This window comes from Streptomyces sp. M41 (genome assembly GCF_043673425.1).
Lineage (GTDB): Bacteria > Actinomycetota > Actinomycetes > Streptomycetales > Streptomycetaceae > Streptomyces.
Genome location: NZ_JBIMKE010000003.1, coordinates 280,871 through 304,781, shown reverse-complemented (window position 1 = coordinate 304,781; position 23,911 = coordinate 280,871). Strand labels below are relative to the sequence as shown.

Sequence of the window (23,911 nt, the reverse complement as noted above, 5' to 3'; positions counted from 1 at the left end):
CCGGAGGCAACCTGCAAAGAGCGGTTGCCGTATCTCACGGCTCGAAGCCGGCCCTCACGCCCCCGACCTGGAAGCCGCTCACTTCACGACTTCGGCTCGAAGGTGTCCCTCAGCGTCTTCCACGTGCTCTTGCGCAGATCGCTGTCCCACTCGGCATCCTTCGCCGTGTACATCAGCGCGTATCCGAGATCGTCGTGCACGACGAACCCACGGTCGATCGTCCGGTACTTCGTCCCGCCCTCGACATAGGTGAACTCCCAGTCCGCCGTGTTCCAGCCTCGGTAGTCCACCGCCTCTATGCGGATCGGCTTGTACTGCGATCGACGCATGTACTGCTCCTGGTCCTTCCAGTCCGCCACCGGGTCGCCCTTCGGCGTGGTCGTCCAGGCGATGAGCAGCTTCTGCCCCTCGGGCCCGGTGAACCGGTCCCCCGCCGACCCCGTGGACTGGAACTTCCACCCGTCGGGCAACCCGATCGAGTACCCCTGGCTCCCCTTGTGGGTCGCCGTATCGCCGCTGTCGCCCTCGGATCCGGCACCGGCACCACTGCCGCCGGTCGCGTCGGCCCCGGCACTCTGGTCCCGCTCGGTCTCCCCGGAACCGGTGTCCGCCCCGCCCTTGCCGGACCCGGACCCCGCCTCGTCCGTACGGGCGCCGCCCTTCTTGTCCTTCTTGGTCTCGGCACTCGCGCTCGCGCCGGTGGCAGCCTTGCCCCCATCGCCCTTCGACGACGCCTTCGACCCTGCGCCGCCCCCCAACGCGAGGGCCAGCACGACGCCGATCACGGCGAGCACCACGACCACCGCGATGATCGCCAGCGTCCGCTTCGACACCACATCCGTGAGAGGCGCCCTCGGCACGGGACGAGCCGGCAGATCCGGCGGCGGCACCACGGGCCACCCGGAACTGCTCGCGGCACTCGCGCCGTTGCCCGCCTTGCCCTCCGGCTCACCGGCATTCGCCCCGGCACGAGCAGCAACGGCATCGGCAGCAGAGCCCCCGGCCGATTCGGAGCCGGCGCCGGAAGGCCGACCCGAGCCCCCGGCCACAGCCGACGCCTCGCTCCCGCCCCCCTTGGCGGACACCCCACCGGTCGCCCCACTGGTCGAAGTACCGGTCGACGCACCGCCCGCCCCGTCACGGCCTGGCGCCTCGGCCCCCGAAAGGGCCGTGTCACCCCCGGACTTGGTGCGCCCCGCGGTCCCGGCCGCCCCCGCGCTCACCGCGGCCTTGCGCACGGAACGCAGCGCGCCACGCAACCGCTCGGCAGCCTCCTCGCCCCGCTTGCTCCCGGCCCCGGACCCGGCGCCGGAACCCGAACGCCCCTTGTCTCCGCCCCTGTCGGGCTGCGGCGGCAACGGCACGACCGTCGTCGCGTCCAGACCGAGGTCCGGCTCGTCCTTCGGCTCGGGCGCGTGAATGACATCGTTGAGCAGCACCCGCGCCCCGGCGTCGTCGAGCCGCTTGGCCGGGTCCTTGGTCAGCAGGCCGTAGATGACGTCCCTCAACGGCCCCGCGTTCTTCGGCTCCTCCAACGGCTCGGTCATCACCGCCGTGAGCGTGGCGATCGCGGAGCCCTTGTCGTACGGCGGCACACCCTCCACCGACGCGTACAACAGCCCGCCCAGCGACCAGAGGTCGGCCGCGGGGCCCGGCTTGTGGCCGCGGGCCCGCTCCGGGGAGATGTAGGAGGGCGCGCCGACGAGCATGCCGGTCGAGGTGATGGACGGGTCGCCCTCGACCTGGGCGATGCCGAAGTCGGTGAGCACGACCCGGTCGGTGTCGGACTCCAGCAGGACGTTCGACGGCTTCACATCACGGTGCAGGATGCCCTCTCGGTGCGCGGACCGCAGCACGTCGAGGATGGCCAGACCGACCTCGGCCGCCCGCTTGGGCTCCAGCAGGCCGTCCTCCCGGATGACCTCGGCGAGCGACTTGCCCTCGACGAGCTCCATCACGATCCACGGCCGGTCGTCCTCCTCGACGACGTCGAAGACCGTCACCGCGCTGTTGTTGCGGATCCGTGCGATCGCCTTGGCCTCACGCAAGGTGCGCGTGATCAGCCGCCGCTTCTCCTCCTCGTCGATGTTCGACGGGAACCGCAGCTCCTTGACGGCGACCGTCCGCCCGAGGGTCTCGTCCTCGGCCCGCCACACCGTGCCCATGCCGCCTCGGCCGAGCACGGCGCCCAGCCGGTACCGATCCGCGAGGAGACGCTCGCGGTCGTCCTGACGAGTGTCCTGACGGGATGTCCCCGCCCGCTCCGCCTCCGACATGCGTCCCCTCATACAACCCGCCCTGACAGAGCCTCCATTGTCTCTCACCCGACAAGTGCCCGACGCCCCGGGTGCCCGTCGCCCCACCACACCACCGCACGGGAGCGGCCTCCCGGCCGCGACACGCCCAAGCCCCGCTGAATCACAGATTCCGCTACCCGGCATGATGGGCCGCGACAAGGGAAGGAACCCGCATGGCACAACCGGCCACGCCGCTGTTCAGGGCACTGGTGGGCGTTCCTGTGTGCCTGGCCCTCCTCGCTCTGGTCTCCGCCTCGCTCCTCTCTCTGGCACCGGCCGCGTCACCGGCACCTCCGGTACGGGCGACGGGTGCGCTGCTGCCGCTGCTCGTCACCCGGGGCAAGGCCCCGGCCGCGGCGCTGCTGGCCCGCGACGAGACCGGCACCCGATACGCCCAAGCCGGCGAGGGCGTCTCCGGTGCCGACCACTTCCGCGCCGGCAGCATCACCAAGACCTTCATCGCGACGGTCGTGCTGCAACTGGCCACCGAGCGACGACTGTCCCTGTCCGACACCGTGGAGCAGCACCTGCCGGGTCTGGTGCGCGGGGCGGGCAACGACGGGCGCGCGCTGACCCTTCGTTCCCTGCTGACCCACACCAGCGGCCTGTACGACTTCACCGCCCGGACCCGGGGCATCGTCCCTGTGACACCGCTTCAGGCCGTTCGCATCGCGCTCACCCACCCTCCTGCCGCCCATGGCAGCCATGTCTACTCGAACACCAACTACGTCCTGCTCGGCCTCGTCATCGAGCGGGTCACCGGCCGCTCCTACGCCGCCGAAGCCGAACGCCGCATCATTGCTCCGCTGGGTCTGACCGGCACCTCCTTCCCTGGCTCACGCACCTCGCTTCCCGCACCGCACGGCCGCGCCTACACCTCCGACGGGACCGATGTCACCGAACTCGACCCACGGGTGGCCGGCGCGGCCGGCGAGCTGGTGACCACGCTCGCCGACCTCGACCGCTTCTACGCCGCGCTGCTCGGCGGCCGGCTGCTGCCCCCGCACCGGCTGCGCGAGATGCTCGACACCCGTGCCGCGCATGGCTCGTACGGCATGGGACTCTTCCCCTCGAAGTTGCCCTGCGGCACCGTCGTATGGGGGCACAACGGGCGCATCGCCGGCAGCTACGTGCGCTCCGCGGCCACCGTCGGCGGACGTCGCGTCCTCACTTTCCGGGTGAACACGACGGCGATCGCAGACCTCGGCCTCGAACCCCGGTTGCTCGCTGCCGAGTTCTGCCCTCGCTCCTTGTAGAACGGTCGAGGCGGGAGGTGCGATCCCGTCATCCGCCACTCGTTCGGGTGACGCTCTGAGTGACGTTCTGCCAGGCGGCGTGGCCGGGGAGGACAACGGAGGTCACAACGGCACGATGTCCGGCGCTCCCAAGCGCGCCGCGTCCGCCGTCAGGTCGTCCGGCTGTCGCTGCGACTCCCGTTCGGCCTCCACCCGCTTCCGGTAGTGCTCGACCTCGCGCTCGATGTGGTCCTTGTCCCAGCCCAGCACCGGCGCCATCAGCTCGGCCGCGTCGCGTGCGCACCGCGTGCCGCGGTCGAACGTCTCGATGGAGATGCGTGTTCGCCGGGTCAGCACGTCGTCCAGGTGCCTTGCCCCCTCGTGCGAGGCGGCGTAGACGATCTCGGCGCGCAGATAGTCGTCGGCGGACTGCAAGGGTTCGCCCAGGGCGGGATCGGCGGCGATGAGCTCCAGCACCTCCTCGGCCAGCGCCCCGTACCGGTTCAACAGATGCTCCACGCGCACCACATGAAGGCCCGTCCGGGCGGCGATGCGCGCTCGCGCGTTCCACAGTGCCCGGTAGCCCTCGGCGCCCAGGAGCGGGACGTCTTCCGTCACGCACTCGGCGACGCGCATGTCGAGCCCGTGCACCGCCGCGTCCACCGCGTCCTTGGCCATGACCCGGTACGTCGTGTACTTGCCTCCGGCGACGACGACGAGACCGGGTACGGGGTGCGCCACGGTGTGCTCGCGCGACAGCTTGCTGGTGGCGTCCGACTCCCCGGCGAGCAGCGGCCGAAGGCCCGCGTAGACGCCCTCGACGTCGTCCCGGGTCAGTGGCACCGCGAGCACCGAGTTCACATGTTCCAGCAGGTAGTCGATGTCCGCGCTGGACGCTGCCGGGTGGGCCTTGTCGAGGTCCCAGTCGGTGTCCGTGGTGCCGACGATCCAGTGCCGGCCCCAGGGGATGACGAACAGCACGGACTTCTCGGTGCGCAGGATGAGCCCGGTCGAGGAGTGGATGCGGTCCTTGGGCACGACGAGGTGGATGCCCTTGGAAGCGCGTACATGGAACTGTCCGCGCTCTCCCACCATGGACTGGGTGTCGTCGGTCCACACCCCGGTCGCGTTGACGATCTGCTTCGCGCGGATCTCGTACTCCCCGCCCCCCTCGACGTCCTGCACCCGGGCGCCGACGACACGCTCGCCCTCGCGCAGGAAACCGGTCACGCGCGCGCGGTTGGCCACCTGCGCGCCGTAGGCCGCCGCCGTCCGCACGAGGGTGGCCACATAGCGGGCGTCGTCCATCTGCGCGTCGTAGTACTGAAGGGCGCCGACCAGTGCGTCCTTCTTCAGGGCGGGGGCCACGCGTAGGGCGTGACCGCGGCTCAGGTGCCGGTGCATGGGCAGGCCGCGGCCATGGCCTCGGGCCATCGACATGGCGTCGTAGAGCGCGACTCCCGAGCCGGCGTACAGACGCTCCCAGCCCTTGTGCTGCAACGGGTACAGGAACGGCACCGGCTTGACCAGGTGCGGGGCGAGCCGCTCCAGCAGCAGACCGCGCTCCTTCAATGCCTCCCGGACGAGCGCGAAGTCGAGCATCTCCAGATAGCGCAGTCCGCCGTGGATCAGCTTGCTGGACCTGCTGGACGTGCCCGACGCCCAGTCACGGGCCTCGACCAGGCCGGTGGACAGTCCGCGGGTCACCGCGTCGAGGGCGGTACCGGCGCCCACGACGCCGGCGCCCACGACCAGTAGGTCCAGCTCGCGCTCGGCCATGGCGGCGAGTGATTCGGCGCGCTCCGCCGGCCCCAGTGTCGCTGTCCTCACGCTGCCTCCCGCTCATCGGTCGCGTAGGCCGCACCCGTCGGGCGAAGCCCGGTTGCTACCACCCCTGCCCAAAATTCTGACCGGGTTGCCCGACTTCAGCCACTACTCGCCCCCAGCCTGTGGACAACACTCCGGGAAACGCGATCATCCAATCCCGCAAATCGGTCATATTTACTCCTAGTCTGACATTGCGCTCCCTCGTTCTGTCCACAGGGCTTGCGCACCTGCTCCGCTTCGGTTACTGGGAAGGACGGCCCACGCCATGCCCGCAGATCTCGCCGTCATCGGACTGGGCCCGTACGGCCTGCCGCTGGCCAAGGCCGCAGTCGCCGCCGGCATCGCCACGCTCGGTTACCGGACCGGGCCCGACGCCGGCTCCCTCAGCCCAGCCGAGCTGCGCCGGATGCTCTCGGGGGGCTTCCGGCACGCCACCAGCCCCGCCGAGCTCGGCCGGGTCCGCACCGCCGTCATCTGCCCGCCCACCCCGCGCGGCGCCGACGGCGGGCTCGACCTCGGCCAGGTCGAAGCGGCTGCCCGCGCCCTGGCCGCACAGCTGCGCCCGCACACCACCGTCATCCTGGAGTCCCCGGTCCCGCCCGGCACCACCGAGAACGTCCTGCTCCCAATCCTCGAAGAGGGCTCCGGGCTGCGCGCCGGGCGCGACTTCCACCTGGCCTACTCCCCCAGCCGCGTCGACCCCGGCAACCGCGACTTCACGCCCACCAACACCCCCAAGGTGATCGGGGGCCTCACGCCCGCATGCACCGAGTCGGCCGCCGCGTTCTACGGCCGGCTCACCGACAAGGTGGTACGCGCGCGTGGCCTGCGCGAGGCGGAGACCGTGCAGGTCCTGGAGATCAACTTCCGGCACGTCAACGTCGCCCTCGTCAACGAAATGGCCGTCCTGTGCCACGACTTGGGCGTCGACCTGTGGGACGTCATCCGCTGCGCGGAGACCAAGCCGTTCGGCTTCCACGCCTTCCGTCCGGGCCCCGGCGTCGGCGGTCATGCCGCGCCGCAGGACCTCACCGGGTCCGCCGGCCGCACCCTGCGCATGGTCGAACTGGCCCAGCAGGTCAACGGCCAGATGCCCCGCTACGTCATCCAGCGCGCCGCCACCCTCCTCAACGAGCACGGCAAGTCCGCCCGCGGCGCCCGCGTCCTCCTCCTCGGCGTCACCTACAAGCCCGACCTCGCCGACCTTCAGTCCACGCCCGCCGAGGAGGTCGCGGTCCGCCTCCTTCAGCTGGGCGCCTCCATCAGCTACCACGACCCCTATGTCCCGTCCTGGAGTGTCCTGGACCGGCCGGTACCGCGCGCGGACGCGCTGTACGAGGCGGTGGCGGACGCCGACCTGACCATCCTGCTCCAGCAGCACCGGACGTACGACCTGCAAGGGCTGTCGGTGAAGGCCCAGCTGTTGCTGGACACGCGGGGAGCCGCGCCCACGGGGGCGGCGCACAGGTTGTGAAGAGGGGCGCGTGAGCGCGGAGGGCACCCGGGGCTGGTGGCATGCGGGGCACGGCGCCGGTACCTTACGGAGACAGATGGAGCCCACCGCAGCGGCTACTGCGGCAGGCTCCTGGATGGATCACGGAGTGTCCGCCCCTAGTTGCTGTGGGGGCGGCCGCTCACCATCCGAAAAGACGCAAGACCCACCTCCTGCGGCACTTCTCCATCCACAGACGGATCCGGTCCCAGCGGGTGGGCTTGCGGTGGCGACCCATCGGCGCCCCCTTCCACGCACCGCCCAGCAGCCCGGTGGACGGTCCGTCGGAATCGGGCCGGGCCCCGAGGGCGGGGTCCGGACCAGGTCCTTGGAAGGGGGCGCTCCAGCAACCCGGGGCGCCGACACGGACGTCATCGCTCTCGGCCGGGCTGACCAGGCCGTATCCGGCCCGAGTGCAACCGCGCGCCCCCGCGCCACGCCACACGCCCCGCGGGGCGCCCACGGCACGCGAAAGGAGCCGGCCGCCTCACAGGCGACCGGCCCCCATCACGCCGTACGGACTACCGCATGTGCTGCGAGTCCGCCACCGTCACCTCGACCCGCTGGAACTCCTTGAGCTCGCTGTAGCCGGTGGTGGCCATGGCCCGGCGCAGGGCGCCGAAGAAGTTCATGGAGCCGTCGGGGGTGTGCGAGGGGCCGGTGAGGACCTCCTCGACCGTGCCGACCGTGCCGAGGTTCACCTTCATGCCGCGCGGCAGTTCCTCGTTCACGGCCTCCATGCCCCAGTGGTTGCCCTGGCCCGGCGCGTCGGTGGCGCGCGCGAGCGGGGAGCCCATCATCACGGCGTCGGCGCCGCAGGCGATGGCCTTGGGGAGGTCACCGGACCAGCCGACGCCGCCGTCCGCGATCACGTGGACGTACCGGCCGCCGGACTCGTCCATGTAGTCACGGCGGGCCGCCGCCACGTCCGCGACCGCCGTGGCCATCGGGACGCGGATGCCCAGCACGTTGCGGGTGGTGTGCGCGGCACCGCCGCCGAAGCCGACCAGGACGCCCGCCGCGCCGGTGCGCATCAGGTGCAGCGCCGCGGTGTAGGTGGCGCAGCCGCCGACGATCACCGGGACGTCGAGTTCGTAGATGAACTGCTTCAGGTTCAGCGGCTCGTGCGAGGACGAGACGTGCTCCGCGGAGACCGTCGTGCCGCGGATGACGAAGATGTCCACGCCCGCGTCGACGACCGCCTTGGAGAACTGGGCCGTGCGCTGCGGGGAGAGCGCTGCCGCGGTGACCACGCCCGAGTCGCGCACCTCCTTGATGCGCTGCCCGATCAGCTCCTCCTTGATGGGAGCGGCGTAGATCTCCTGGAGGCGACGGGTCGCCCTCTCGGCGTCCAGGCCGACGATCTCGTCCAGCAGCGGCTGCGGGTCCTCGTAGCGCGTCCACAGCCCCTCGAGGTTCAGCACGCCGAGGCCGCCGAGCTCGCCGATACGGATCGCGGTGGCCGGGGAGACGACCGAGTCCATGGGGGCGGCCAGGAAGGGCAGCTCGAAGCGGTAGGCGTCGATCTGCCAGGCGATCGAGACCTCCTTCGGGTCCCGCGTACGACGGCTCGGGACGACGGCGATGTCGTCGAAGGCGTACGCCCGGCGGCCGCGCTTGCCGCGCCCGATCTCGATCTCAGTCACGTCTGTGGCCTTTCCCTGATGCGTTTCAGCGTCTTCCAGTATCGCCGACGGGCACGACGAGGGCGGCCCCGGAGGTTCCGGGGCCGCCCTCGGGACCTGGCGACTACTTACGGCTGTAGTTCGGCGCCTCGACCGTCATCTGGATGTCGTGCGGGTGGCTCTCCTTGAGACCGGCCGACGTGATGCGGACGAAGCGGCCCTTGGACTCCATCTCCTCGATGGTGGCGGCCCCCACGTAGCCCATGGTCTGGCGCAGACCGCCGACGAGCTGGTGCAGCACGTTGGCGAGCGGGCCGCGGTAGGGCACCTGGCCCTCGATGCCCTCGGGCACGAGCTTGTCGTCGGCGGCGACCTCGGCCTGGAAGTAGCGGTCCTTCGAGTACGACCGGCCCTGGCCGCGGGACTGCATGGCACCCAGCGATCCCATGCCGCGGTACGACTTGAACTGCTTGCCGTTGATGAACTGGAGCTCGCCCGGGGACTCCTCACAGCCCGCGAGGAGGCTGCCCAGCATCACGGTGTCGGCGCCGGCGGCGAGGGCCTTGCCGATGTCGCCGGAGTACTGGAGGCCGCCGTCGCCGATCAGCGGGACGCCTGCGGCGCGGGCCGCGAGGGACGCCTCGTAGATGGCCGTGACCTGCGGGACACCGATGCCGGCGACTACGCGGGTGGTGCAGATGGAGCCGGGGCCGACGCCCACCTTGATGCCGTCCACGCCGGCGTCGATCAGCGCTTGGGCGCCGTCGCGGGTGGCGACGTTGCCGCCGATCACATCGACGCCGACGCTGGACTTGATCTTCGACATCCAGCTGAGCGCGTTGCTGTTGTGGCCGTGCGAGGTGTCGACGACCAGGAAGTCCACACCGGCCTCGGCGAGCGCCTGGGCCCGCTCCAGGGCCTCGGGGCTGGCGCCCACGGCGGCGCCGACGATCAGACGGCCCTCCGCGTCCTTGGCCGCGTTGGGGTACTGCTCGGCCTTGACGAAGTCCTTGACGGTGATGAGGCCCTTGAGGATGCCCCCGTCGTCGACCAGGGGAAGCTTCTCGATCTTGTGGCGGCGCAGCAGCTCCATGGCCTCCACACCGGAGATCCCCACGTGCCCGGTGACCAGCGGCATCGGGGTCATGACCTCACGCACCCGACGGGAGCGGTCGCTCTCGAAGGCCATGTCGCGGTTGGTGACGATGCCGAGCAGTTTGCCGGCTCCGTCGGTGACCGGGACACCGCTGATGCGGAACTTGGCGCACAGCGCGTCGGCCTCGGCGAGCGTGGCGTCCGGGTTCACCGTGATCGGGTCGGTGACCATGCCGGACTCGGAGCGCTTGACCAGGTCGACCTGGTTGACCTGGTCCTCGACGGAGAGGTTGCGGTGGAGCACACCGACGCCGCCCTGACGGGCCATGGCGATCGCCATGCGGGACTCGGTGACCTTGTCCATCGCGGCCGAGAGCAGGGGGATGTTCACCCGGACGTTGCGGGAGATGCGGGACGAGGTGTCGACCGCGTTGGGGAGCACCTCGGATGCGCCCGGCAGCAGCAGCACGTCGTCGTAGGTCAGCCCGAGTGTCGCGAATTTCTCGGGCACTCCGTCGACGTTGGCAGTCATGACACCTTCCCCAAATGGCCTTGATCGGTGCGGATGTCCATGCTAACGGGAAGCATGGCTGTCTCATTCCACGGTTCTGGGCCTCTGTGGGCTTCGTATGTTCGTACGGAACCGTCGGCCCGCCTGTTCAGATGAGGTCGGCGCGTGAGGAGCCACGGCGGATCCGCGAGGGGCTCGGCACCGCCGGTGTACGGCCTGTACGGCCTCTGCGGCTACGGCCTGGCGGCCGGTCACCGGCGCGGCGGGAAGATCGCTTTCTACTGTTCGGCCAGGGCGCGCAGCCGACTGAGCGCCCTGTGCTGGGCCACCCGCACCGCGCCGGGTGACATTCCCAACATCTGGCCCGTCTCTTCCGCGGTCAACCCCACCGCGATCCTCAGCAGCAGCAGCTCCCGCTGGTTCTCGGGCAGGTTGGCCAGCAGCTTCTTGGCCCATTCGGCGTCGCTGCTCAGCAGCGCGCGCTCCTCCGGGCCCAGTGAGTCGTCCGGGCGCTCGGGCATCTCGTCCGAGGGGACGGCCGTGGAACCCGGGTGCCGCATCGCCGCCCGCTGGAGGTCCGCGACCTTGTGCGCGGCGATGGCGAAGACGAACGCCTCGAAGGGACGGCCGGTGTCCTTGTAGCGCGGCAGCGCGAGCAGGACGGCGACGCAGACCTCCTGGGCGAGGTCCTCGACGAAGTGGCGGGCGTCACCCGGGAGGCGGGACAGCCGGGTGCGGCAATAGCGCAGCGCCAGCGGGTGGACATGCGCGAGCAGATCGTGCGTGGCCTGCTCGTCCCCGTCCACGGCGCGATGGACGAGTGCACCGATCGCCCCTGCGGCTTTGGCCGCCTCGTCGTCGCGCATCGGTCCATGGTGCCTTGCGGCCTTACCGTCCATGGCATCGCGCCCGATGTTGTGCACCGAAGCGTTATGAGCAGGTGCGCCGGAACTCATCCCCTGCGCCCTCCCCTTCCGCTCGACCGACTCGTCCCCGAGAGACTCCACATCTCAAGGATGCGGCATCCGCCGCGAAACGAGCAGCGGGCACCAACCACAGCTGATTGGCCGACCTGGCTCCCGCGCCCCTTCAGGGGCGCGGGGAACTGCGCGACCAGCCACGAAGCACCCGCAGCCGCCATACGACACGATGCGGCACCCTCGGTGCGGCGGTTATCGAACCAGACCCCACCGGAAGCCGAGAGCCACGGCATGCGCCCGGTCCGAAGCACCCAGCTTCTTGAACAACCGGCGGGCATGCGTCTTCACGGTGTCCTCGGACAGGAACAGCTCACGCCCGATCTCCGCGTTGGAACGACCGTGGCTCATCCCCTCGAGCACCTGGATCTCACGCGCGGTGAGCGTGGGCGCGGCGCCCATCTCCGCGGAGCGCAGTCGACGCGGGGCCAGCCGCCAGGTCGGGTCGGCCAGGGCCTGCGTCACCGTGGCGCGCAGTTCCGCGCGCGAGGCGTCCTTGTGCAGATAGCCGCGGGCACCGGCGGCGACCGCGAGGGCCACGCCGTCCAGGTCCTCGGCGACGGTGAGCATGATGATGCGCGCACCGGGGTCGGCGGACAGCAGCCGCCGCACGGTCTCGACGCCGCCCAGACCGGGCATGCGTACGTCCATCAGGATCAGGTCCGAGCGGTCGGCGCCCCAGCGGCGGAGGACTTCCTCGCCGTTGGCCGCCGTCGTCACGCGCTCGACGCCGGGCACGGTCGCGACCGCGCGGCGGAGCGCCTCTCGGGCAAGCGGGGAGTCGTCGCAGACGAGGACGGATGTCATGGCCGCCCTCCGCAGCTGATGCACGTCACCTTGAGCCTCCAGGCTGGTACGAAATCGTCACCTGTGCGGTCGACCGTCTCGGACACCTGCCCGAGCGCTTGTTCTTTCAACCGCCTCCGCCCTCTCAACGACGGTCACTCGAAAGAGTTACGGGGCCGTGTGCCAACTTCGGCACTCTACGTGAGGGGGTGGACACGGGGCAGACATGCACGGCGTACCCACAACGTTTCATCACATCCCATGCCCCATTCAGCCCTTTTTCTTCCCGTTTGTTGGCGTTTGGAGCTAGATTCGCAATGAGTCATATTTTCATCTCCTTAGATCGTAGATGTACGGTCGTGGACACCGTATCCGCCCAGAACGGCTACAAGGGGTCACGCAATGGCAGATTTCTCCCGCCTTCCCGGACCGAACGCGGACCTGTGGGACTGGCAGCTGCTGGCTGCCTGTCGCGGGGTGGACAGCTCGCTCTTCTTTCATCCGGAGGGCGAGCGCGGTGCGGCTCGGAGCGCTCGTGAGAACTCGGCCAAGGAGGTCTGCATGAGGTGCCCGGTACGCGCGCAGTGCGCGGCGCACGCGCTGGCGGTGCGCGAACCGTACGGCGTCTGGGGCGGCTTGACCGAGGACGAGCGTGAGGAGCTCATGGGGCGGGCGCGCAACCGGCTGGTGTCGGCTTCGACGACCAGCGGGGAGAGCGCCTCGAACAGCTGAAGGAACGTTTCTGCGAGGAGGGCACGCGCACGCGTGCCCTTCGTTTTCGCCGTGGGCTCTCTAGCGCGTCGCGGCGCGCGCCAGCTGATCGAGCGTGGCCGCCACCGCCGGCACCTGTGCCAGGTCGGGCAGCGTGAGGCCGACGATCTCCCGCCGCACCGCCGGCTCCAGCGTCACCATGCGCGCCCCCCGCGGACGTACGGACTCGACCGCGAGCTGAGGCAGGACGGCCACGCCCAGGCCGGCGCCGACCAGGCCGACGACCGCCGGGTAGTCGTCGGTGGCGAAGTCGATACGGGGCGTGAAACCGGCGCCCTCGCACACCTCGACCAACTGACCGCGGCAGCGAGGACATCCGGCGATCCACGACTCGGCCGCGAGGTCCTCGATGGCGACGGCACGCGTGCGTGCGAGCCGGTGCCGCTCGGGCACGAGGGCGACGAGGCGATCGTTGAGCAGCGGGCGTACGACGAGGTCGTCCCACTCTCCTTCCGGTGCGCCCGTGGCCCCCTCGTACCGGAAGGCGAGGGAGAGGTCGCAGTCGCCCTCGCGCAGCATCTCGACGGACCGCGGCGGCTCGGCCTCCTCCAGGGAGACCCGGGTGCCGGGGTGCGCGGCGCGCAGGGCGGCGAGGGCGGTCGGGACGAGGGTGGAGCTGCCGCTGGGGAAGGAGACGAGGCGGACGCGTCCGGCTCGCAGCCCGGCGATGGCGGCGACCTCCTCCTCGGCCGCGGTGAGCCCCGCCAGGATCCCGGCGGCATGCCGCACCAGCGCCTCGCCGGCCTGGGTCAGCCGCATCTCGCGCCCGCTGCGGACCAGCAGGGGCGTGCCCACGGACGTCTCCAGAGCCTTCATCTGCTGGCTGACGGCGGGTTGGGTGCAGCCCAGTTCGCGCCCCGCCGCGGAGAAGGAACCGGTGGCGGCGACGGCACGCAGCACACGGAGATGACGGGCCTCGATCACATGCCGAGCATAAGCGACCCTTGGGCGACGTGCCGAATATCGCGTGGACGCTTTGACTAGCGGTCGCCTACCGTGCGGCCATGAAGCTTCTGTCTGTGAACCTGGGCCGCCGGACGTTCGTTCCGTACACGGACCACCCGGAGGGCATGACCGGGATCGACAAACGGCCGGCCGAGGGGCCGGTGCGGGTGGCGGCTCCCGGGCCCAAGGGGATCGGGGCGAGCGGGGTGGCCGGGGACGATGTGTGCAGCACCCGCTATCACGGCGGCGACGACCAGGCCGTGTACGCGGTGGCGCGGGAGGACCTCGACGACTGGGAGCGCGAGCTCGGTCGGCCGCTGGCCAACGGCCACTTCGGCGAGAACCTCACGACGGAGGGCCTGGATGTCTCCGGTGCGCTGATCGGCGAGCGGTGGCGGGTCGGACCCGAGGTGGTGCTGGAGGTCACATCCGGGCGGATCCCCTGTGCCACCTTCCAGGGGCACGTGGGCGAGAAGCAGTGGGTGAAGCGGTTCACGGCGAAGGGGGCGCCGGGTGCGTACCTGCGGGTGATCGAGCCCGGGGAGATCCGGGCGGGGGACGCGATAGAGGTCGTCCATCGCCCGGATCACGAAGTGACCGTCGCCCTTCAGTTCCGGGCGGTCACGGTGGAGCGGAAGCTGCTGCCGCGGTTGCTGGAGGCGGGTGAGGCGCTGCATCCGGAGTGGATGGAGACGGCTCGTAAGTATGTGGAGAAGTACGGGAGCTGACGGTGCGGGAGCTTGTGGCACGGGGCTGACGGGGCGTCCGGTGTCGGCGGCGCTCGGCGAGATCGTCAAGGGTGCGGCCCGTGGTCGGTCGGGGGCCGATCGGCTACCGGAGGCGCAGGCGCCGCACGGCTCCTAGGGGTAAACCCCGTAAGTGCGGCGGGGGTTGGCTCGGGGTGGGGCGGGGGACGACCCGGATGTCCGGCGGGTGCCGATCAAGGACGCTCGAAGCATGTCTCGCTTCAGGCGCGTCCTCATCGTTCTCGGTTGCGTCGTCACGGTCCTCGTGGCGGCGGTCGGTGGTCTGCTCACCTGGCTGTGGACCGGCGCCGACGTCAGCACGGTCGGCAAGGAACGGTTCGACAACGCACTGGTGATACCGCCCCTGGCCCAGTCGTCCGTGGACAAGGACGGCACCCGCGTCTTCGATCTGCGCATGCGCGCGGGTGAGACGGAGTTCAAGGACGGGACGAAGACCCCGACCTGGGGCTTCAACGGCTCCTATCTCGGCCCGACGCTCCGCGCAGCCCGTGGCGAGAAGGTACGCGTGCGGATAACGAACGGCATCAAGGAAGCGTCCGGCGTGCACTGGCACGGCATGCATCTGCCCGCACGGATGGACGGCGGCCCCCACCAGATGATCGCGCCCGGCGACACCTGGACTCCCCACTGGACCGTGGACCAGCCGGCCGCGACGCTCTGGTACCACCCGCATCCGCACGGCGCGACGGAACGACATGTGCGGCGGGGGCTGGCCGGCATGTTCATCCTGGACGACGAGAAGTCCAAGCAGCTCGCCCTGCCGAAGCGGTACGGCATCGACGACCTGCCCGTCATCGTGCAGGACGTGCGCTTCGACGGCGCGGAGCTCGACGACGGCCGCAGAATCATGCAGAACGTCGGTTTCCTGGGCGACCGGACCATGGTCAACGGCACGCTGCGTCCGTACCGGGAGGTCGGCGACGAGCTCATACGTCTGCGGCTGCTCAACGCGTCGACGGCCCGGACCTACTCCTTCGGCTTCCCGGACGACCGTGCCTTCTCGCTGCTGGCGACGGACGGAGGACTGCTGGAACGGCCCGAGTCCATGGACCGGGTGCAGCTGTCGCCGGGAGAGCGCGCCGAGATCGCCGTACGGATACGGGCGGGTGAGCGTGTGATGCTGCGCAGCTTCCCGCAGGACAACTACGGGGACGCCTGGCAGCGGCGGTTCGGTGGGGGCGACGACTCCTTCGACGTCCTGGAGCTGAGGGCGGCCGATGAGCTGCGGCCCTCGCCCCGCATACCCGCCGAGCTGGGCGAGTTGGAGACACCCGACGGCGGCGACGCGGTGCGGGGAAGACACTTCGATCTGAAGCGGTCGGGGATCAACGGGCGGGCGATGGACATGGGGCGCGTCGACGAGACGGTCACGCGCGGGACGACGGAGGTGTGGACGGTCCGCAACAGCAACGGCATGCCGCACAACTTCCATGTGCACGACGTGCAGTTCCGTGTGCTGGAGGTGAACGGCGAGGCACCGCCGCCGGCCTTGCGCGGGCCGAAGGACACGGTGTTCCTGCCGAACGGGACGACCATGAGGCTGGCGCTGCGCTTCACCGGACCGGCCGATCCCCACACGCCGTACATGTACCACTGTCATCTGCTGTATCACGAGGACGAAGGGATGATGGGTCAGTTCGTGGTGGTGGAAAGGGGGATGGGGAAAGGGCAGCGGACCAAGGCACCGCCGTCGGCTCACTCGGGCCGCGAGCACGGCGCTCACTTGGACCACCTGCGCGGCTGACGGCCGAGAGGGAGCGGAAGCTCTCAGTCCGGGTCACTAATCTTGCGCCATGACAACGGCATTGATTACGGGATCGACCGCGGGCATCGGCGCCGCGTTCGCGCGGCGGCTGGCGGCTGACGGGCATGACCTGGTCCTGGTGGCCCGGGACACCAAGCGGCTGCGGGAGCAGGCGACCGAGTTGCACGACCGGCACGGCATCGAGGCGGAGGTGCTGACGGCCGACCTGGCGGAGGACAAGGGCATCGAGACCGTCACCGCCCGCCTGGGCGACCGCAAGAACCCCGTCGACCTGCTGATCAACAACGCCGGCTTCGGCAACAAGGGCCGCTACCTCGAGGTCCCCATGGCCGACGAGCTGACGATGCTCAAGGTGCACTGCGAGGCGGTACTGCGTCTGACGTCGGCGGCGACGGAGGCGATGCGGGAGCGGGGGCGCGGGGGCGTGGTCAACGTCGCGTCGGTCGCCGCGTTCGTGCCGCGCGGGACGTACGGCGCGTCCAAGGCGTGGGTCGTGCAGTTCACGCAGGGGGCGGCGCGGGACCTGGCCGGGAGCGGGGTGCGGTTGATGGCGCTGTGTCCGGGGTTCGTGCGGACCGAGTTCCATGCGCGGGCCGGGATGGGGACGGACAACATCCCGGGGTGGATGTGGCTGGACGCGGACAAGCTGGTGGCGGCGGCGCTCGGGGATCTGGCGAAGGGAAAGTCGTTGTCGATCCCGGACCCCCGGTACAAGGCGTTGATGGGGGTGGTGAAGGTGATGCCGCGTGCGGTGCTCGGGGGGATCACCTCGCGGACGGGGCGGAAGTACGGGCCGCAGTAGGCGCGTCGAGGGCGCGTCGGCAGGCTTTCCTCAGCACGTGGGCCTCGGCCCGACGAGCGGGGCCGTGTCGGGCGCGTTTCTGAGCAGGGCGGCAGTGTGTGCGCCCAGCCTCCGCCGTTCAGGGCGGCGGTCAGTCGTCGGCCTGGCGGGAGCGGAGGTGGCGGCGGCGATGCGGACGCCCGCCGAGCCGGGGATGGATGGTGGGGCGAGGCCCGCAGCGCCGTCTTGCCCGCCGCGCCACCGCCCATGAGCAGGCGCACGCGGGGGCCGGGTCGCCCATGCCGCCGCCCGTCACCAGGCGTACGCGGGTCGTCGGCGCCGACCCCCATCGTCCGGGGCTGCTCCGGCGGCGACGCGATACGACGCACATGCTCCCGGTACGACGAGCGCGCCGCCGGCGATAGCACGATCCGCTCGTCGTTCCCGGTGGCGGACACGTCGGTGTCGCCGCCGCCTGGACGGAGTGGTCCCCCGCCGTGAGCGCATGGCCTCACGAGACCGCACCGGCAAACAGGCGACGGGCCGTCCCAGTGGCGAGAATGGTGCTGTCCAGCCGCGCCCACGCACCCGGGAGGCGATGACGACATGACCTTCGTGCAGCTCATCGACTGCAGGACCAGTCGCTTCGACGAGATGAACCGGCTGATGGACAGGTGGGTCGAGCAGACCAGGGGAAAGCGGACGGCGACGCACGACATCATCGGGAAGGACCGGTCGGACTCCGCGCACTTCATCGAGATCGTGGAGTTTCCGTCGTACGAGGAGGCCATGCGCAACTCGGACCTGCCCGAGACGGGCCGGATCTTCGAGGAGATGGTGGCGCTCTGTGACGAGAGGCCCACGTTCACCGATCTGGACGTGGTACGCGACGAGCAGCTGAACGTGCTGGCCGCGCGGGCCTTCTTCGAGGCGATGGGCAGGATGGCGCCGGAGCGGATCGGCGAGCATCTCACCGACGACTACGTGGACGACGATCCCTCGTATCCGCGGCCCGTGCGGGGCGTGGCGGGGGTGCGCGAGCAGTACGCCGACTGGCGTGCCGCCTTCGACTTCACCTTCCGGATCGACGACCAGCTGGCCCAGGACGACCAGGTGTGCACCCGCTGGACGTGGGTCGCCCGGCACAAGGGGGAGTATCTGGGGATTCCGGCGACCGGGCAGGAGGTGACCATGCGGGGCATGACCTGGCAGCGGTTCCGGGAGGGCCGGATCTGCGAGAGCCACTGGCTCTACGACCGGGCGGGGCTGTTGGAGCAACTCGGGGTACTCGGTGAATGACGCCCGCGAAGGGGAAGGCCCCGCTTTCGCACCTGAGTGCGGAAGCGGGGCCTTCTCGCTACGAGCTGCTGGGCGCGGTGGCCTGGCTCAGTGGGCGTGGCCGTGGCCATGGCCCGCGGCAGCCGGCTCCTCCTCTTCCTTCTTCTCGACGACCAGGGTCTCGGTCGTGAGAAGCAGGGAGGCGATGGAGGCGGCGTTCTCCAGGGCGGAGCGGGTGACCTTGACCGGGTCGATGACGCCGGCCTTCACCAGGTCGCCGTACTCACCGGTGGCGGCGTTGTAGCCGTTGCCCTTCTCGAGCTCGGCCACCTTGGAGACGATGACGTAGCCCTCGAGACCGGCGTTCTCGGCGATCCAGCGCAGCGGCTCGACGGCGGCGCGGCGGACGACCGCGACACCCGTGGCCTCGTCGCCGGTCTTGTCGAGGTTGCCCTCGAGGACCTTGACGGCGTGGACCAGCGCGGAGCCACCACCGGAGACGATGCCCTCCTCGACCGCGGCGCGGGTCGCGGAGATGGCGTCCTCCAGACGGTGCTTCTTCTCCTTCAGCTCCACCTCGGTGGCGGCGCCGACCTTGATCACGCACACGCCGCCGGCCAGCTTCGCGAGGCGCTCCTGGAGCTTCTCGCGGTCCCAGTCGGAGTCGGTGTTCTCGATCTCGGCCTTGATCTGGGCGACACGGCCCTGGACGTCGTCGGACTTGCCGGCGCCGTCGACGATGGTCGTGTCGTCCTTGGTGACCGTGATGCGGCGGGCGGAGCCCAGCACGTCCAGGCCGGCCTGGTCGAGCTTGAGGCCGACCTCCTCGGAGATGACCGTGGCGCCGGTGAGGACCGCCATGTCCTGGAGCATCGCCTTGCGACGGTCACCGAAGCCGGGGGCCTTGACCGCGACCGCGTTGAAGGTGCCGCGGATCTTGTTGACGACCAGGGTCGACAGGGCCTCGCCCTCGACGTCCTCGGCGATGATCAGCAGCGGCTTGGAGGAGCCGGCCTGGATGACCTTCTCCAGCAGCGGCAGCAGGTCCTGGATGGAGGAGATCTTGCCCTGGTTGATGAGGATGTAGGGGTCCTCCAGGACGGCCTCCATGCGCTCCTGGTCCGTCACGAAGTACGGCGACAGGTAGCCCTTGTCGAAGGCCATGCCCTCGGTGAAGTCCAGCTCCAGACCGAAGGTGTTGGACTCCTCGACGGTGATGACACCGTCCTTGCCGACCTTGTCCATCGCCTCGGCGATGAGCTCGCCGACCTGCTGGTCCTGGGCGGACAGCGCGGCCACGGCGGCGATGTCGGACTTCTCGTCGATCGGGCGCGCGGTCGCGAGCAGGTCCTCGGAGACGGCGGCGACGGCCGCGTCGATGCCCTTCTTCAGCAGGGCCGGGGAGGCACCGGCGGCGACGTTCTTCAGGCCCTCGCGCACGAGCGCCTGGGCGAGCACGGTGGCGGTGGTCGTACCGTCACCCGCGATGTCGTTGGTCTTGGTCGCCACCTCCTTCACCAGCTGGGCGCCGAGGTTCTCGTACGGGTCCTCGACCTCGACCTCGCGGGCGATGGTGACACCGTCGTTGGTGATGGTGGGCGCGCCGAACTTCTTGTCGATGACGACGTTGCGGCCCTTGGGGCCGATCGTCACCTTGACCGTGTCGGCCAGCTTGTTGACGCCGCGCTCGAGGGCGCGACGGGCGTCCTCGTCGAACTTCAGGATCTTCGCCATGACAGCGGGAGCCCTCTCGAAATCTGTGGGTTCTCGAAAAAAACACTGCGCCCCGGGCGCCCGGCTTCTTATGTGGTCGCGGGGGCCAGGGGCGCAGCTGGAAGCAAAATGCTCGAGGTGGTCTTACTTCTCGATGACCGCGAGCACGTCGCGGGACGAGAGGACGAGGTACTCCTCGCCGTTGTACTTCACCTCGGTGCCGCCGTACTTGCTGTACAGCACGATGTCGCCGACCTTCACGTCGAGCGGAAGGCGCTCGCCGTTCTCGAAGCGGCCCGGGCCCACAGCGAGGATGACGCCCTCCTGGGGCTTCTCCTTCGCGGTGTCCGGGATGACCAGGCCAGAGGCGGTGGTCTGCTCGGCGTCGAGCGGCTGGACCACAATGCGGTCCTCGAGCGGCTTGATGGCAACCTTGGAGCTGGTGGTCGTCACGATCCGACCTCCCCCTTCGGAGATCTCACGGGGTTAACTGTCTGAGGTGGCGACCAGGTGGATCCGTCGTCGCGGGTGCCGGACCTGCCCGTCGCGTAGTTGGCACTCTCCAGTGGGGAGTGCCAGACCCGAGACTATGACCGCGATTAGCACTCGGTCAAGCGGACTGCTAATTCCCCACGGCGCGGCGCCGCATTCGGCCCCACCACCGGTCCCATGTGGCTCGGTCCGGGGGCTGCCGTACGCGGGTCCCGTCAGACGTAGTCCTCCAGGCGGCCCACCGTCAGCCCTCGTCTCTGGATCTCGCGCAGCAGTCGGGTGGTGCGGTCGCGCAGGGTCATGCCGGTCGGTTCGCCCGAGGGGACGGAGACGATGTCGCCTGGGCGCAGGCGGCGCGGGCCCTGTGCGTAGGTGAGTTCGCCGTCGCCCTCCATCGCCGCTCGCCACAGCACCACGGCGCGCACTCCACAGTCGGCCGCCGCGCGGAGTGTGACGGTGTCGTACGTGCCGTAGGGCGGGCGGAAGAGGTGCGGGCGGATGCCGAAGCGGGCACGGAGCTTGTTCTGCTGGCCGCAGATCTCGGCGCGCTGGCCGGCGTAGGGCAGACCGCGCAGGGCGGCGTGGTCGAGGGTGTGGTTCTGCATCGACGCGCCCACCGAGCGCAGGCGTGCGAAGTGACCGTAGCCGGGGCCGACCACGCTGTCGGTGAGGAACATGCTGACCGGCAGCCGTAGTTCACGGACCAGGTCGACGAAGCGGGGGTCCTTCTCGGCGCCGTCGTCGTAGGTGAGGAAGACGACCTTGTCGCGGGTGGGGACGCGGTCCACGACCGGCAGCGGACCGTCCCCGGCGGGCAGGTGCCGCCGCGCGGGTGGGGACGGCGGCGCGGGGAGCGGAGCGGTGAGGCCCCAGCGGCGGTACGGTTGCGCCGTGGGCGTCGGCCCCTTCGCCGAGCGCGCCTCCTGCGCCGCCTCGCGCCCCGGCACTCCGCCGCCGGGTCCGACGGTCGCGGCCGGCCGGTCGCACCCGGCGAGCAGGACGGCCGCCACAGCCACGGCCACAGCCACCGCCACAGCCGCCGTCAGGGCCCGCACGGACCTGGACCTCACAGGTAGTCCTCGAGTCGGGCCACCGCGTATCCCTCAGCCGTCACCTTGTTCAGGAATCGGCGGATCATGTCGGGCATTGTGCCCTTCCAGTCGTCCCGGCCCCGGAAATGCGTGAGGACGATGTCGCCCGGGCGGATCTTCCGGTCCCACTCGCGGTAGTCCCAGCGGTCCACGAAGACCTCCTCGTTCCACAGGGGGACGTACTCGAGCCCGCAGGACTTCGCGGCGCGCAGGGTGTTGCGGTCGTAGTTGCCGAAGGGCGGCCGGAAGAGCACCGGGCGCTTGCCGTAGCGCCGTTCGATCACCGCCTGCATGCCGCAGATCTCCCGCTTCTGGCGGAGGTAGGACAGGGCCGGGAGGTAGGGGTGGTTCAGGGTGTGGTTGTTCAGGACCACGCCGGCGTCCTGCATCCGCTTGAAGTAGCCGTAGTTCTCCTTGATCAGGTAGTTGCTGAGGAACGCGGTGTACGGCACCTGGAGATCGCTCATCATCCGCAGGAACGCCGGGTCCTTCTCGGCGCCGTCGTCGATGGTGAGAAAGACGACCTTCTGCCTGGTCGGAACGGTGGTGAAGACCGGCGGGAGGCCGAGCTTGTCGTGTCCGGCCACCTCGAAGCCCTCGCGGGTGGTGATCTTCGGCTTTCCGGCAGGGGGCGGCGGGGGCGTCAGCGGGACCCTCGCCAGCCGCCAGCGTCGCGCGGCGGCGACCCGCGCGGCATGGGCGGCCTGGGCGGACGGGAACTTCTTGGGCCGGGCACCCTCGGCGTGGGGACGCCCGGTGTGCGGACCCGGATCGTCGGCGGAGGGTGGCGTCTTGCGGAACTCCCGGCTCGGGGTGGGGCCGCCGACGGGACGCAGCGACTCGGAACCCGCCCCCGGCGACGCCATCACCGGCGCGGCTCCCCCGGTCCCCGCTCCCCCGGCTGGCGCACAACCCGAGGCGATGGCGGCGACGGCGAGGGCCGCGAGCCCGCCGCGGAGTCGCGAGCGCCGCGCCGCCGCCCGACGACGACGAGCAGCCTGCGCCCCATTGGAGCGACTTTTGTCATTTTGTACTACTACTCGCATGGAGCGGGATCTTCGCAGGCCCCCACCCCGATCCCCGGACGACACCGCCGCGGGAGGCGATCCGTCAACCATGTGGCCGACAATGACCCGGTGAACGACCTCGCCTCCTTCTCCTCCCTGCTCACCCCCGAGGGCACCGCCCTCCTCGACGCCGTGCGGGACACCGACCCGGCCGACGAACTCGCCGTCGCCACCAGGCTGCGCCGCGAGCACCCCGCCGAGCTGGTGTCGGCCGCGCTCGGACAGGCGCGGCTGCGGCAGCGGGCGGTGGCGAAGTTCGGGCCGGCGGACGCGGGGCGGATGTACTTCACGCCCAACGGGGTCGAGCAGTCGACGCGGGCGAGCGTGGCGGCGTACCGGGCCGGGCGGATGAAGGAGCTGGGGATCGGCTCGGTCGCCGACCTGTGCTGCGGGATCGGGGGCGACGCCCTCGCGCTGGCGCGGGCCGGGATCCGGGTGCTGGCGGTGGACCGGGACCCGGTGACCGCGGCGGTGGCGCGGGCGAACGTGGCGAGCCTCGGTCTGGCCGATCTGGTCGAGGTGCGCGAGGCGGATGTCACCGCGGTGGACACGCGCGGCTACGACGCCGTGTTCGTCGACCCGGCCCGGCGAGGCGGACGCGGCCGGGTGTTCGATCCGGAGGCGTACTCACCGCCGCTGTCCTGGGCCGTGGAGGCGGCGCGGAAGGCTCCACGGGCGGCGCTGAAGATCGCGCCGGGCATTCCGCACGAGGCCGTGCCCGACGAGGCCGAGGCCGAGTGGATCTCGGACGGCGGGGACGTGAAGGAGGCGGTGCTGTGGTTCGGGACGGACCCCGGTACCGTGCGGGCCACGCTGTTGCCGGGGCCGCGCTCGCTGCTCTCCCGGGGGCTGCCCGACCCGGCGGTCCGGCCGGTCGGGCGGTATCTCTACGAGCCCGACGGCGCCGTCATCCGGTCGCACCTGGTCGCCGAGGTCGCCGAGCGGCTGGACGGCGGGCTCGTCGATCCGACCATCGCGTACGTCACGGCGGACGAGCTGCGCCCGACGCCGTATGCGACGGCGTACGAGATCACCGATCAACTGCCCTTCAACGTGAAGAAGTTGAAAGCGCTGCTGCGTGAGCGTGAGGTAGGGACGCTGACCGTGAAGAAGCGGGGGTCGGCCGTCGAGCCGGAGGAGCTGCGCAAGAAGGTCAAGCCGCAGGGGCCGGGCTCGGCGACCGTGTTCCTGACCAGGGTGGCGGGGGCACCGACGATGCTGGTGGGCCGACCCGCCTGAGCCGTCCGCGTCACTCAAACCACCGGGGTCACCCGACCCGGACCCGCCTGAGTCTCACCCGCGCCACCGAGTCACCCGAGTCACCCGAGTCACCCGAGCCACCGGGGTCACCCGACCCGGACCCGCGGCCGGCGGGAGCCACGAGTCTCACCCGCGC

Annotated in this window: 19 protein-coding genes; 8 read left to right on the top strand and 11 right to left on the bottom strand. The window is 70.6% G+C overall.

What is annotated here, in order from left to right; all coding sequences use genetic code 11:
- Positions 1-83 precede the first annotated feature (83 nt).
- Positions 84-2,276 carry a protein kinase gene (locus tag ACHBTE_RS05875; protein WP_394722296.1) on the bottom strand — a complete coding sequence of 731 codons (2,193 nt, stop codon included), beginning with the start codon at positions 2,274-2,276 and terminating at the stop codon, positions 84-86.
- Positions 2,277-2,470: 194 nt separating this feature from the next.
- Here ACHBTE_RS05875 and ACHBTE_RS05870 point away from each other — a divergent pair, with 194 nt between their 5' ends.
- Positions 2,471-3,553 (top strand): serine hydrolase domain-containing protein, encoded by a 1,083-nt coding sequence (locus ACHBTE_RS05870; protein ID WP_394722295.1) that lies wholly within the window; start codon positions 2,471-2,473, stop codon positions 3,551-3,553.
- A gap of 102 nt (positions 3,554-3,655) precedes the next feature.
- Here ACHBTE_RS05870 and ACHBTE_RS05865 read toward each other — a convergent pair whose 3' ends face one another.
- Positions 3,656-5,362 (bottom strand): glycerol-3-phosphate dehydrogenase/oxidase, encoded by a 1,707-nt coding sequence (locus ACHBTE_RS05865; protein WP_394722294.1) that lies wholly within the window; start codon positions 5,360-5,362, stop codon positions 3,656-3,658.
- A 262-nt stretch (positions 5,363-5,624) separates the two neighbouring features.
- Here ACHBTE_RS05865 and ACHBTE_RS05860 point away from each other — a divergent pair, with 262 nt between their 5' ends.
- A complete protein-coding gene (locus ACHBTE_RS05860) occupies positions 5,625-6,833 on the top strand; it encodes a nucleotide sugar dehydrogenase (RefSeq protein WP_394722293.1) in 1,209 nt (402 codons plus the stop codon).
- Between the two features lie 539 nt (positions 6,834-7,372).
- On the opposite strand, the gene ACHBTE_RS05855 is transcribed toward ACHBTE_RS05860, so the two are convergent.
- From ACHBTE_RS05855 to ACHBTE_RS05840, 4 genes are all read right to left on the bottom strand, one after another.
- On the bottom strand, positions 7,373-8,497 hold the full coding sequence (locus tag ACHBTE_RS05855; protein ID WP_394722292.1) for a GuaB3 family IMP dehydrogenase-related protein: 1,125 nt from the start codon (positions 8,495-8,497) through the stop codon (positions 7,373-7,375).
- Positions 8,498-8,600: 103 nt separating this feature from the next.
- Complete coding sequence (guaB, locus tag ACHBTE_RS05850; RefSeq protein ID WP_394722291.1) at positions 8,601-10,103, bottom strand: IMP dehydrogenase; 1,503 nt, start codon at positions 10,101-10,103, stop codon at positions 8,601-8,603.
- 257 nt (positions 10,104-10,360) lie between these two features.
- A complete protein-coding gene (locus ACHBTE_RS05845; RefSeq protein ID WP_030946246.1) occupies positions 10,361-10,948 on the bottom strand; it encodes a sigma-70 family RNA polymerase sigma factor in 588 nt (195 codons plus the stop codon).
- Between the two features lie 306 nt (positions 10,949-11,254).
- Positions 11,255-11,866 (bottom strand): response regulator transcription factor, encoded by a 612-nt coding sequence (locus ACHBTE_RS05840; protein WP_003948568.1) that lies wholly within the window; start codon positions 11,864-11,866, stop codon positions 11,255-11,257.
- A 381-nt stretch (positions 11,867-12,247) separates the two neighbouring features.
- Here ACHBTE_RS05840 and ACHBTE_RS05835 point away from each other — a divergent pair, with 381 nt between their 5' ends.
- Complete coding sequence (locus ACHBTE_RS05835) at positions 12,248-12,577, top strand: WhiB family transcriptional regulator (protein ID WP_394722290.1); 330 nt, start codon at positions 12,248-12,250, stop codon at positions 12,575-12,577.
- A gap of 60 nt (positions 12,578-12,637) precedes the next feature.
- On the opposite strand, the gene ACHBTE_RS05830 is transcribed toward ACHBTE_RS05835, so the two are convergent.
- Positions 12,638-13,540, bottom strand: a complete 903-nt coding sequence (locus tag ACHBTE_RS05830; RefSeq protein ID WP_394722289.1) for a LysR family transcriptional regulator — start codon at positions 13,538-13,540, stop codon at positions 12,638-12,640.
- An 80-nt stretch (positions 13,541-13,620) separates the two neighbouring features.
- On the opposite strand from ACHBTE_RS05830, the gene ACHBTE_RS05825 reads away from it, so the two are divergent.
- The 4 genes from ACHBTE_RS05825 to ACHBTE_RS05810 all read left to right on the top strand — a co-directional run bounded on the left by ACHBTE_RS05825 (position 13,621) and on the right by ACHBTE_RS05810 (position 18,173).
- Entirely contained in the window at positions 13,621-14,289 is a 669-nt protein-coding gene (locus ACHBTE_RS05825) for an MOSC domain-containing protein (protein ID WP_394722288.1), read from the top strand.
- 229 nt (positions 14,290-14,518) lie between these two features.
- On the top strand, positions 14,519-16,072 hold the full coding sequence (locus tag ACHBTE_RS05820) for a multicopper oxidase family protein (RefSeq protein ID WP_394722286.1): 1,554 nt from the start codon (positions 14,519-14,521) through the stop codon (positions 16,070-16,072).
- Positions 16,073-16,121: 49 nt separating this feature from the next.
- Positions 16,122-16,895, top strand: a complete 774-nt coding sequence (locus ACHBTE_RS05815; protein ID WP_394722285.1) for an SDR family NAD(P)-dependent oxidoreductase — start codon at positions 16,122-16,124, stop codon at positions 16,893-16,895.
- A gap of 585 nt (positions 16,896-17,480) precedes the next feature.
- Entirely contained in the window at positions 17,481-18,173 is a 693-nt protein-coding gene (locus ACHBTE_RS05810) for an ester cyclase (RefSeq protein WP_394722284.1), read from the top strand.
- A gap of 87 nt (positions 18,174-18,260) precedes the next feature.
- Here ACHBTE_RS05810 and groL read toward each other — a convergent pair whose 3' ends face one another.
- From groL to ACHBTE_RS05790, 4 genes are all read right to left on the bottom strand, one after another.
- Complete coding sequence (gene groL / locus ACHBTE_RS05805; RefSeq protein WP_394722283.1) at positions 18,261-19,886, bottom strand: chaperonin GroEL; 1,626 nt, start codon at positions 19,884-19,886, stop codon at positions 18,261-18,263.
- 123 nt (positions 19,887-20,009) lie between these two features.
- Positions 20,010-20,318, bottom strand: a complete 309-nt coding sequence (gene groES / locus ACHBTE_RS05800; protein WP_013001368.1) for a co-chaperone GroES — start codon at positions 20,316-20,318, stop codon at positions 20,010-20,012.
- 254 nt (positions 20,319-20,572) lie between these two features.
- Positions 20,573-21,427, bottom strand: coding sequence for a polysaccharide deacetylase family protein (locus tag ACHBTE_RS05795; protein WP_394722282.1), 855 nt, complete (start codon positions 21,425-21,427; stop codon positions 20,573-20,575).
- Positions 21,424-22,494 carry a polysaccharide deacetylase family protein gene (locus ACHBTE_RS05790; protein ID WP_394722281.1) on the bottom strand — a complete coding sequence of 357 codons (1,071 nt, stop codon included), beginning with the start codon at positions 22,492-22,494 and terminating at the stop codon, positions 21,424-21,426. Before ACHBTE_RS05790 ends, ACHBTE_RS05795 begins: the two co-directional genes overlap by 4 nt.
- Before the next feature lie 90 nt (positions 22,495-22,584).
- Between ACHBTE_RS05790 and ACHBTE_RS05785 the strand changes: the two genes are divergently transcribed.
- A complete protein-coding gene (locus ACHBTE_RS05785; RefSeq protein WP_394722280.1) occupies positions 22,585-23,754 on the top strand; it encodes a methyltransferase domain-containing protein in 1,170 nt (389 codons plus the stop codon).
- Positions 23,755-23,911: the final 157 nt, after the last annotated feature.